Here is a 10,698-nt window from a genome sequence, read left to right as displayed (position 1 = left end):
AGAGTGTGTTTAAGAATTGTACAAAGTGAACTAGCTCTACCTATATTGTGGGCTCATGGACAGACGAGCCTACCAAACCGACATAACAGACGCGCAGTGGGACGTGGTGAAGCCACTCCTGCCTCACGTGGAGCGTAAGCGCAAGCACAGCCTGCGCGAGATCCTCAATGCGCTCTTCTACCACACGCGGGCAGGAGGCGCTTGGCGGCTGCTGCCGCATGACTTCCCACCTTGGGAGTCCGTCTACGGGTTCTTCAACCGCTGGAGCAAGGATGGAACGCTTGCGGCCATCCATGACTCGCTGCGAGAACGCACCCGGATCGAAGCGGGCCGAGAGCCCACCCCCAGCGCCGCCATCATGGACAGCCAGTCCGTGAAGACGACGGAAAAAGGGGGCCCCGTGGGTTCGATGCAGGCAAGAGGATCAACGGCCGTAAGCGCCACATCGTAGTCGACACGATCGGATTGCTGCTCGCGGTGGTGGTGCATGCAGCCTCGCTCCAGGATCGTGTGGCAGCACCGCTGGTGCTCTCCAAGCTCTGGGGGCGCTTCCCCCGCCTGCAGGTCATCTGGGCGGATGCAGGATACACGGGTGAGCTGGTCTACTGGTGCGCGTACTTCGGACACTGGCTGCTGGACATCATCCGACGATGCGACAAGGTCAAGGGTTTTCAGCTGTTACCGCGCCGCTGGATCGTCGAACGCACGTTTGCATGGCTGAATCAGTATCGCCGGTTGAGCAAGGATTATGAGGAACTAACCTCCTCAAGCGAGGGGATGATCTACCTCGCGATGATCCAAGTGATGGTCCGCAGAATCGGATGATATCAGATTCTTAAACACGCTCTAAGAGATCTGCGTTTTTCTCTCCGCCTGACATCAGATCCGTTTCCCCACGACTCATTCCACAGTCGCGCCCACGTGCGCCGCGAACAGCCGCTCCAGCTCCGCCGCCGGCTCCTCGGCGAGCCCGCTGTGGACGCGGCCGGTTTGCAGGACGTCGCTGCGTGGGGCGGTGAGCCAGTGGAAGCGCTCGGAGGTGGGGAGCAGGGCGACGGGGCCGGCGTCCGGCGCGCCTTCCGCAACGTTGCGGAGGCCATCGAGGTAGCGGCAGAGCAGCTCCACGTCCACGCCGGGCGCGCGGGACTGCAGTTCCGCGGGGTCGGTGAGGACGCGGATGCCGATGAACTGGGCGGTGCGGGCGTGCAGGATCACGCCCACGGGGACGGCCGTGCCCAAGTGCGGGTGCGGCACCACGCACAGCACGGCAAAGCTGTACGCAATCCAGCGCGGCGAATCGGGCGCGTCGTTCATCGGCGGCTGTGCAGGCGGCGGGGAGGCTCGCTGACGGCCTTCGATTTCGCCGCGGTCGCCTCGGCGACAAAGGCGCGCGGGGACGCAATGCGCGTCAGCAGGTAGGCCAGGTACCGCTCGCGCGCCGCGTCCGGCGTGGCGAAGTCCAGGACGACGGCGGGATCGGACAGCAGCGCGTCAGGAAGGCGCGCGACGATGTCCGTCAGCACGGGCTCCGTCAGCAGCGCGGAAAGCTCCGCGTCCGCCGCCTCCAGGTCGCTGCTCATCCGCAGCAGCACGTGGTCCTTGATGAGGGGAAACGGCGTGCGGGTGCGTGACTCGTCCACGGTGGGCCAGTTGTGCTGGGCGTAGAGCGCCGCGCCGTGGTCGATGAGCCACGGCTTGCGGTCCCACACCATCAGGTTGGGGTTGCGCGCCGTGCGGTCCGGGTTCGTCGTGAACGCGTCCAGCCAGACCACGCGCGCCGCCAGCTCCGGCGTGACCAGGTCCCCCGCGGACGCAGCCTGAAAGTTGAAGGCGCCGTCCAGGTAGCGCATCCCCACGTTGATCCCTACGCTGGCCTTGAGCAGATCCTGGATCTCCGGGTCCGGCTCCGTCTGCCCAAAGTCCGGCAGCAGCTCGATCAGCGCCAGCTCCGGCACAGGCAGCCCCGCCGCCTGGCCGATCATCCCCACCAGCAGCTCGGCGACCAGCGCCTTGGCGCCCTGCCCCGCCCCGCGGAACTTGGCCACGAACAATCCGCCTCCGTGCGTCTCCACCACGGCGGGAAGGGTGCCCCCTTCGCGCAGCGGCTGCACGTAGCGGGTAGCGATGTAGGTGGGCAGGTGCGGCATTCGAAGAAAGTGCGAAAGGGCGGGAGTGCGAAAGTGCGGGAGTGGGGGAGTGAGGAAGTGGTTGAGGCGACACCATCACACCATCACACCCCTACACCCTCACATCCTCAGCGCAGCCGGATGCGGACCAGCAGCGGGCGGTGGTCCGAAGCGTACTCCGCGAGCACGCGGGCATCCACGCAGCGTACGTCGCCGCGCAGGTACAGGTAGTCGATCCGCCGCGCCGGTGCGTTGACGGGAAAGGTCCGCGCGTCTCCGACACCGCATCCCGACCACGCGTCGCGAAGCCCGGCGTCCGCCAGCGTCTGGTGAAGCGGGCTCTCGGGCAGCGCGTTCAGGTCGCCACCCAGCAGCAGCGGCACGTCCGCATCCACCGTCGCCGCGGCCCGCAGCACGCCGGCCATCTCCTGCGCGCGCCAGGTGTCGTCGCCGGACGCGTCCAGGTGCGTGTTCAGCACGGCCAGCGGCCCGCCGGGCGCATCCACCACGGCCATCAGCACGCCCCGCTGCTCGCGCCCTTCCGTCGTCCCGCCGGGCGGCGCGGTCACGGAGAGGGGGATCAGCGTGTCCCGCCGGATCGGCCAGCGGGACAGGAGGGCGATGCCGTAGTCTCCGCCCTGAAAGCCGATCGTCCGCCCGAACGCTACCGAGTACCCCGTCAGCCGCGCCAGCACCGCCGGCTGGTCCGCCGGGCCAGAGCGCTGCGTGTTGCGGTCCACCTCCTGGAGCAGCACCAGATCCGCGCCGGTGCCACGCACCAGTTCCGCCACGCGCGCCAGGTTGTTCTGCCGCGCCGTGTCCGTTCCCGCGTGGATGTTGTAGACCAGCACCGTCACCTCGCCCCCGCCGCGGCCACCCTGGCCGATCCCCGCGCAGCCGGCGAGCAGCGCCGCGAGGACGAGCGCGAACGCCCGGTGCAGCCGGATCCTCATCATCACGGACGCTGGGCAATGGGGATCCGCGGTCACGGCATCATCCGCTTCACGCCTCGGCGGCGGTTACGCGGCGCAGGTGCGCGTCAAAGACGAACGGGCCAAAGGGAACCACCGCCGCCACCAGCGCAGCCGCCACCCGCCGCAACGGCCAGCGCATCGACACGCTTACCCCCAGCACCGCGGCCACGTACAGAACAAAGAGCAGGCCGTGGAGGCTTCCCACCACGCGCACCGCCAGCGGCAGGCCGGCAAGGTACTTAAGCGGCATGGCGATGCCGAGCAGAACCAGGAACGAGGCGCCCTCCATCATCCCCACGATGCGAAGGCGGTCCAGCGGGTTGTTGAACACGGTCACTCCAGAACGGGAACATCGGTCTGTTTCGCAGGCCCCAAACTATCCCCATCCTTCGCCTGCGCCAACCCGTCCTGGAAAATCCATCCATGATGGTGTCATGCAACAAAGCAGAGCGGCAGAGAACCGCGTCCTCAGCCGCTCTGCTTCCGGGCGTGGCGATACGCTTCAGGACCGCGCGGGCTCCAGCCGCGGCTGCCCCATCCGCATGAGCCCGATCAGACCGTATACGAACAGCGCCAGCACGAGGATGATGCGGATCACGTTGAGTCCCATCCACATCCGCGACATGGAGGCGATCTGCGCGTCGCTGAGCGCCGCATGGTCCGCCAGGCGCATGAGCGTGGGGACAAAGTACACGCCGGTGGCCACCAGGATGACGAAAGTTCCCAGCGCCGCGGCCAGCACCTCGCGCCGTCCGGGTCCGCGGTACCTGGCGAACGCCGCCAGCACCGCCAGCGTGCAGAGCGCCATCACCGCCGTGGTGAACGGCCAGGGGTTGATGGTCCCCTCCGTCACCACGGTCCCACGGACGTACGTTGCCGGGTTGGCGTACCAGGCCGGGTGGCTGGAGATGCTGTCGAACACGCCGCCACCCACCCACACGGCCAGCGCGACGAGAAACGTGATGAAGATGGAGATCCTGGTTCTGCTAAGCATGATCGGCTCGAGGTTAAGGGAATGCGGATGAGACGCTCAGCGCGTAGCCGTCGCCCGGCGGGGCGCGGCGGCGTGACGGAGCGGGGCGGCGGCGCGGGCGGGCCACAGAGCGGCGATCACCATCCACAGCGCCAGCAGCGCGATGCCGGGAAACAGGACGCGAAAGCGTTCGTCGCCGGCGGCCACCACCAGCGGGGCGGCCAGCCCGTGCGCCGCGGCACCCGCGATGCCGATCGGCGCGATCCACCGCGATCCGATCACCCGCTCGCGCGCCGCCGCCACGATGAGCCCGATGATGCCTGCCGCCAGGACCGGATGGGCGATCACCGCCAGCGCCAGGTGCGTGGACAGGATCGGCGTGCCGCGCCCGGCCACCAGCGCGTCGTGGTCCACGTACGCCGCCAGGTGCAGCACGGACTCAAACGTCTGCAGCGCCGTGGCCGCGATGGCCAGGCGCAGCCACCACCCCGTCCGCGGCGGCAGCGGCCCGGCGCCGCGCACCAGCAGCAGCCCCGCCAGCAGCGTGGCAAAGCCGGCCAGCATCATCGTGTGGGAGAACACCCAATCCGGGTGCGAGAGCATTTGCGCCATGGTGCCGCCGGGGTGGCGCGGCCCGCCCGCGAGCATCAGGGCGCCCGCGGCCAGGAACGCGGCGCGCCAGCGATAGGAGGATCGATCGTGCATCGTGCGGTCATTCGGCTGAGGGAACGGATCGCACCATGTGCGCGTCGCCGCCGAATGTATGCGGCCCCCGCGGGCTCGCCTTGTACAAAACGGACTTGTTGAGGTGGAAGCCGGCACGAGAAGAAGAACGGAAGAAGTTCACTTCCCGAGGGAGCGCGGCGTGGAGGAGCCTCATACCTGATCCGCAAATGCACTCCGTAATTCCCCAACTGCAGATTCTCACGCAGAGGGAGCAGAGGAAGCAGAGGTTTCTACGAGCAGTTCTCGCTTCCTCCGCTTCCTCTGCGTGCCCAATGTCTTTGCGGATTCGGTATCATCATCATTTCCATGATTCGACGTGCACTCCGAGTTCTACTGCCGAGCTCACGCGGAGACGCGGAGGGCGCGGAGACGCGGAGAAAATCACGCTTCTCCGCGCCTCCGCGTACTCCGCGCCTCCGCGTGAGATGTAGTTGCAAAGGCCCGAATGCACAGCGAATTAGCAGAAACGGTATCCAGACAGCCGATTTCACAGTCGACGCCAGATTCCACGCGGCGCCTCCTTCCAGATGACAGTCCGTGGTGCGCGACGTCTGTATCCACAAAGACCGGCGCAGCCGCGGATCACGCAGGTCACGTCACGGAACCAGGGGATACGAAGCTATCCCTCATCGGTTTACTGCGTGGCATTCCACAATTCGGGAGCTTCGGCGTAGAGGTGGCCGGGGACGGGGCCGTTGGCGCCGGCGCGGTACTCCTGGGGCGTCATGTGGGCAAAGGAGCGAAACTCGCGGCAGAAGTGCGCCTGGTCGTAGTAGCCGTTGGCGTGGGCGATCTGGGTGAGGGTGCGCCCCAGGGCCGGCACCTGGTGCATGGCGCGGATAAAGCGCGACAGGCGCACGTACTGCGCGGGCCCGATCCCCACGTGCTCGTCCATCAGCCGGCGCAGGTGCCGCGGCGACACCGCCAGCGCCTTTGCCGTGGCGCTCACCCCGTCCTCCGTGGGCGACTGGCGCAGCAGCGTGCAGGCGTGGCGCACCACGTCCCCGCCCCGCGGCGGGCGCAGGCGCCGCATCAGCCATCCCATCAGCAGCGCGCACTGGTCCGCGAACGCGGGCGTGTCGTAAAGCTGCTCGCCCAGCGCGCGCAAACCCGTCGACGAGGGAAGGTCGTGCGCCTCCAGGTTCAGCAGCTCGGCGGGTGAGAGCGGCAGCAGCCCCGCGCAGGTCTCCGCCCGCAGGCTCACGCCCAGCAGGTCGACGGAGCCCTGCGGCTGCACCCCGTACGGCCGCGTCTTCAGCCCGCCCACCCACACCGATCCCTCCCGCGTCACGTACGGATCGTCCAGCAGCCCCACGCCGTGCACCGGCTGTCCCATGTTGAACAGCAGGTCCACGTTCCCCTTGGGCAGCACGATCTCGTGCCGGTGGGGGTTCTGCTGGCGTACCCGGAAGATGTACTGGATGCACGGCTCCAGCGGGTGCCCCGCGGGCGGGCGGTACGTCTGGACGCCAAAGGGAGGTTCCATCACGCGAAACCGCGATGCGGGTGGCGATGCGCGGCCGCGAGGGGAGGCGGGCCGCGGAGTGGATGGCTACGGCGCGGTCAGGAGCCGCCGGCGGGACACGGCTCGCGCACGGCGGCGGCCGGCACCCGGGGGGGCTCCCGCCCCACCACGTCGGTGAACACGTAGTGCGTGCCCGCCAGGCTGTCGCCGCGCACCGCGAACTCCATCACCTGCCCCCACAGCCCCTCGTGCAGCACATACACCAGCGTGTTGCGGTCCGTGACCAGCCAGTACTCCCGCGCATACTCCGGCCGCGCCGTCCACAACGACCGTGCGGCCCGCGCCCCTTGTACCGAGCTGGACGACGCGGCGGAATCCAGCGCGAACGTCCACGCCGCCGGCCCCTGCGTCAGGCGATAGCATCCCACCAGCGCCCGCCATTCCAGCGGCACGGGACCGCGCACGGGCCGCGGCCCCGCCAAGCACGACGCCAGCGCGCCGGCAAGGCCCATCATCGTCAGCGTCCGGAGCAGGCGCATCAGGATCCATCCCGTTCCATGAAGTCAGCGGCCGGATGGCTCCAGCCGTACGGCCGGATAGGGATTACGGGAAAATTCCATCGCGGCAAGATCGCGCGGGTGAAAGGGCGGATCAGCGCGCCACGGCGGGGCGTGGGGAGGAGCGGAGCCTGATTGCGAGGTCCAGCGACGCGGCGAGCGCAATTCCGGCGGCGTAGCAGGCCAGGTCGCTCCACAGGAACCCGAAGCCCAGCACCAGCCCGCCCAGCCGCGTCTGCCGCACCGCGCTTATCCAGGGCGCATGATAAAGCTGAGACAGCTCGAGGGCGAGAGAAAAAATCGCCGCCCCGGCCGTCACGAGTCGGATGGCCGCCCGGTTCCAGACCGCCGCGAGCAGCAGGTACACCATCGCCGCCCACAGCACGTCGCCCGCGTACGCGGCGATCGCGTGCGGCAGCACGCCGCGAAACCGCCGTGTCGCCAGCCCCAGCGCGACGGTCGCGGCGGCCAGCAGCAGGTACAGCGGGCGGGAACGGTGGATGGGAACGGGCATGCAGATGGAGAGCCATGCAGGCGTGCGGATGCGCCTGCGATCCAGACGCCGCACGGGCCGTCCGTCCGGCGGACGTCGAGACGTTACAGAGGCGCATCCCAACGCCGCGGGGCCCGGGCCCGCGGGTGCGGGTCAGGGCCCCACGAGGGTCTGCGCTACGTGAGCGGGATCACGTGCGCGCGAAGCTCGGTGTTGCCCGACGCCGACGCGGACGCGCGAAGGGTGAGCTCCGTGCCCGTGACCGAGAACGCAAGGTAATAGGTGAGCGAGTCACCGCCTACGACCACGGCGAACTCTCCGGCCGTGGACGTGGGCGTGACGGTGCAGTTTGCTCCCGCGGTCGCGGCAAAACGGTATCCCACGCCGACTTCCAGGCCCCGATAGATCGAAAAGCTTCCCGAGTCCCCGCCAACCGTCTTGAGGTTGTAGTGCGTCAGGCTGATCGGCCGAACGTTGTCACCCTGTTTTACCGTGACCGTGGAAGTGGAAAGGTTGGAGGCGATGAACCTCCATCTCTCGTCCGGGAGCTCGATGTCTTCCTGGCTGTCGGTGACGATCAGCGGCGCCCCGCTGGTTCGGTAAGGGGTTTCCTGGTGGGATACCCGGACCCGTCGGGCGGTGCCCGTCAGACGAACGGCTTCAGTGGTGTTCCACCACGTGTTGAGGCCGATCTCGACGCCTCCGCCAGAGATCTCGATCCCTCTGGAAATGGGGTTCCCGTCACTACCCGCCAGCTCATTGCCCACAATGGTCAGCCCGAAGCTCGCGTCCGCCTGCCGCAGGAACCCGATCCCGTTCGCTTCCAATCGATTGCCACTGACGTGAAATCCAGTGCAATTGGGGCCAAGGTCAATGCAGTAGCGGGCATCGGCACCCGTTCCCGAAGCTGCTCCGCCGGCGAAATCGGAGTCGCGAATCACGGAGCCGGTGGATGCGGCGGTGCTGAGCGCGTTCTTCTGGATGGAGATCGGCGTCCAGCGCTGCAGCGTCCCATTTGTCAGGGTAGCCGGTCCGATGAACGTGCAGTTGTTCACCACGTTCTGGTTGAAGTTGCCCTCGGACGTGATCCCCGTGCCCCCGTGTCTGCCCTGGACCGCACACCTGCGCCAGGTCGTGTAAAAGGACTCCGTTGCAAGAAAACCCGTGAAGAAGCCGTTGACGGTAACGAACTCGAAGTCAAGGGAGTAGCAGCCTCCGCAATCCACGCCAACGGTGGCCATGCTGAGGGACGGTGTGTAGATATGCAGATTTCTGGGTGCGCTGCGGGCCTCGATCCCATTGTTCGCCGGATCAATCCTGACCGCTGCCCCCGCCGTCTCAGGATCATAGTGGAGGATAGATCCCTGCCCGTAGCGAAAGTTACTGACTCCCTGCAGCGTAACGTCGGCGGGGATCAGCAGGGTCCTGGTGATCTTGTACGTGCCCCTAGGCAGAAAGACGATACCGCCGCCTGCCGTCGCGGCCGCACTGATCGCGCTCTCGATCGCGTCCGTGTCGTCCAAACTGCCGTTGCCGGCCGCCCCCCCAGCCCGGTCCGGGTGCTTGACGTTGAACACCGCACCACCATCGTCGCGGACAACGCCGTCTAGATAGGTTGGCATCGTGGTCCTTTCCTGAGTGCAGGCGACGGAAGGCCGCACTGGCCGTGAGCAGGTTACGCGAATTCACCCTGCGTATCACCGTGTTCAAAGGAGTGCGGTTACCCATTACCTCCAGCGGCTCGCGCCCGCGCAGGGTGAGCGGAGGGGGCGGAGGCATCTGTAGATAGAAGACGATGCACTTGTCGTAAAAGTGACAGCCGATAAGGATGGTGGACAGCGGCAGGAGGAGAGGGCGAAGCGGATCTGCATCCTCCGCTTGCGGGCTGGATGTCGCGCCGCCCTCGTTGGGCCGAACCGCGGCGGGGACGCGGCTCCCGCTCGTTGCCGATCCCCATCCTCCGCCCGCGCCAGCCCGTCCCGAAAAACACCAACCGCGCGTGGATCCATCGATAAACGGCGAGCGGCAGAGAACCGTGTTCCCTGCCGCCCGGTGCTGGCTTCCCCGTCCCGCCGCGCGGACGCCGCTGTTCCGACGAGTCCGAGTATCTACGCCCCCGCCGGCGTCCCCCTGGTCTTGCCACTCCCGCTCCGGCCCCTGGCGATACAGGTGGCCGCGGTTGACGCCCAGCCAGGCATCGTCGCGCAGACGGATGGCCCACACCGGCTGGCCCTCGGCCGTCATGAAGGTGTGCAGCCAGCGCTTGCCGTCCAGGGTAAGCACCAGCTCCGGCAGGCGCCCTTCCAGCTGGACGTCGAGAATGGTATGGCCTTCCAGCGACGCCACCCCGCGCGTCATTCGCGGGTTCTCGCTCCAGCTGCCGAACTGGATGGCGCCCGGGCTCTCCACCCGCCAGCTCCACTCCAGCATCAGCGTCACCTCGCCGTGCGTATCGACCACCTTGCCGCGCTTGCGATCGATGCGGGTGTGCGTAGTCAGCTCCCCCAGTTCCAGGAACATGGCGGAGCCGAATCCCCGCCACGCGTGGGAAACGGGCATCCCGACGAGCGGACGCGTGAGTGCGTGGAACTGCTCGCGGCTGAGGTTGGTGCGGCCGGGTGTGCGCGTCATCCTCGCGCTCCAGCCGCCGCCAGCTCCGAGCGCGACGCGTTGCGGTAGACGTGGCCGCGAATCACGCCGAGCCAGGCGTTGTCAAGCATGCGGATGGACCACTCCGGCTGTCCCTCCGCCGTCATGAAGCTGTGCAGCCACCGCTTGCCATCCAGCGTCAGCACCAACTCCGGCAAGCGGCCCTCCAGTTGGACGTCGAGAATCGTGTGCCCCTCCAGCGACGCGATGCCACGCGTGATCCGCGGGTCCTCGCTCCAGCTGCCGAACTGGATGGCGCCCGGGCTTTCCACCCGCCAGCTCCAGTACACCATCAGGCTCGCCTCGCCCTGCACGAACTCCACCTCACCCAGCTTGCGCACGGTGCGCGTGAAGGTGGTGAGCTCGCCCAGCTCCAGGCAGACCGCCGATCCCGCCCCGCGCCACGTGTGCGAGACGGGCATGCCCACCAGCGGCCGGGTGAGCGCGTGGAACTGCTCGCGGGTCAGGCGGGTGAGGCCGGGCGTGCGGGGCATGCGGTGCGATACGAAGTGAAAACGCGTGATCCCTGTTCAGAGCGAGACGATCCCGAGAGGGTGTGTTGCCAAACGTCACCTGCTTTTATGGGGAATCGCTGTCATCCTTGTGTGTTGACGATGTGCTAAGTTCACCTTCGTAGGGTCAACTCGTTCATCCTGTGGTTGACCAAACCGTCCCTCAGCCTGGGTGGCCCTACGGAAGGCGGTCGCAAGAGCTCGAACAGTTGGGTGGTCAAAG

General features: G+C 67.5%; 13 protein-coding genes. 1 reads left to right on the top strand and 12 read right to left on the bottom strand.

Annotated elements, in window-relative coordinates; translation table 11 throughout:
* Positions 1-55 precede the first annotated feature (55 nt).
* Positions 56-825, top strand: a protein-coding gene (locus ACOJUJ_RS16985) for an IS5 family transposase (RefSeq protein ID WP_420128091.1) whose coding sequence is annotated in 2 segments (ribosomal slippage) — positions 56-389 and positions 389-825 — 771 coding nt in all. Because the reading frame shifts where the segments join, the coding sequence is not laid out codon by codon here.
* A 75-nt stretch (positions 826-900) separates the two neighbouring features.
* Here ACOJUJ_RS16985 and ACOJUJ_RS16980 read toward each other — a convergent pair.
* From ACOJUJ_RS16980 to ACOJUJ_RS16925, 12 genes are all read right to left on the bottom strand, one after another.
* Entirely contained in the window at positions 901-1,314 is a 414-nt protein-coding gene (locus ACOJUJ_RS16980; protein WP_420128090.1) for a DUF3037 domain-containing protein, read from the bottom strand.
* Positions 1,311-2,147: a HipA family kinase gene (locus ACOJUJ_RS16975; protein WP_420128089.1), complete on the bottom strand. Its 837-nt coding sequence runs from the start codon at positions 2,145-2,147 to the stop codon at positions 1,311-1,313. Before ACOJUJ_RS16975 ends, ACOJUJ_RS16980 begins: the two co-directional genes overlap by 4 nt.
* Before the next feature lie 107 nt (positions 2,148-2,254).
* Positions 2,255-3,082, bottom strand: a complete 828-nt coding sequence (locus tag ACOJUJ_RS16970; RefSeq protein WP_420128088.1) for an endonuclease/exonuclease/phosphatase family protein — start codon at positions 3,080-3,082, stop codon at positions 2,255-2,257.
* A 46-nt stretch (positions 3,083-3,128) separates the two neighbouring features.
* Positions 3,129-3,431 carry a DUF3817 domain-containing protein gene (locus ACOJUJ_RS16965; RefSeq protein ID WP_420128087.1) on the bottom strand — a complete coding sequence of 101 codons (303 nt, stop codon included), beginning with the start codon at positions 3,429-3,431 and terminating at the stop codon, positions 3,129-3,131.
* Between the two features lie 171 nt (positions 3,432-3,602).
* Entirely contained in the window at positions 3,603-4,094 is a 492-nt protein-coding gene (locus tag ACOJUJ_RS16960) for an anthrone oxygenase family protein (protein WP_420128086.1), read from the bottom strand.
* 36 nt (positions 4,095-4,130) lie between these two features.
* On the bottom strand, positions 4,131-4,778 hold the full coding sequence (locus ACOJUJ_RS16955) for a hypothetical protein (RefSeq protein WP_420128085.1): 648 nt from the start codon (positions 4,776-4,778) through the stop codon (positions 4,131-4,133).
* 655 nt (positions 4,779-5,433) lie between these two features.
* Positions 5,434-6,285, bottom strand: coding sequence for a helix-turn-helix domain-containing protein (locus ACOJUJ_RS16950; protein WP_420128084.1), 852 nt, complete (start codon positions 6,283-6,285; stop codon positions 5,434-5,436).
* 77 nt (positions 6,286-6,362) lie between these two features.
* The gene (locus ACOJUJ_RS16945; RefSeq protein WP_420128083.1) at positions 6,363-6,803 is read right to left on the bottom strand and encodes a hypothetical protein; all 441 of its coding nucleotides are present in this window, start codon (positions 6,801-6,803) and stop codon (positions 6,363-6,365) included.
* Between the two features lie 112 nt (positions 6,804-6,915).
* A complete protein-coding gene (locus tag ACOJUJ_RS16940; RefSeq protein ID WP_420128082.1) occupies positions 6,916-7,389 on the bottom strand; it encodes a DUF2809 domain-containing protein in 474 nt (157 codons plus the stop codon).
* A gap of 101 nt (positions 7,390-7,490) precedes the next feature.
* Positions 7,491-8,837 (bottom strand): glycosyl hydrolase family 28-related protein, encoded by a 1,347-nt coding sequence (locus ACOJUJ_RS16935; protein ID WP_420128092.1) that lies wholly within the window; start codon positions 8,835-8,837, stop codon positions 7,491-7,493.
* Positions 8,761-9,945, bottom strand: a complete 1,185-nt coding sequence (locus ACOJUJ_RS16930; RefSeq protein WP_420128081.1) for a hypothetical protein — start codon at positions 9,943-9,945, stop codon at positions 8,761-8,763. Before ACOJUJ_RS16930 ends, ACOJUJ_RS16935 begins: the two co-directional genes overlap by 77 nt.
* Positions 9,942-10,457, bottom strand: coding sequence for a hypothetical protein (locus ACOJUJ_RS16925; RefSeq protein ID WP_420128080.1), 516 nt, complete (start codon positions 10,455-10,457; stop codon positions 9,942-9,944). The genes ACOJUJ_RS16930 and ACOJUJ_RS16925 overlap by 4 nt, the downstream gene beginning before the upstream one ends.
* Positions 10,458-10,698 lie beyond the last annotated feature (241 nt).

This window comes from Longimicrobium sp. (assembly GCF_048594345.1).
In the GTDB taxonomy this organism is placed as follows: Bacteria; Gemmatimonadota; Gemmatimonadetes; order Longimicrobiales; family Longimicrobiaceae; genus Longimicrobium.
Note: the sequence above shows the minus strand (reverse complement) of the source record. Positions and strands in the feature narration are given on the sequence as shown.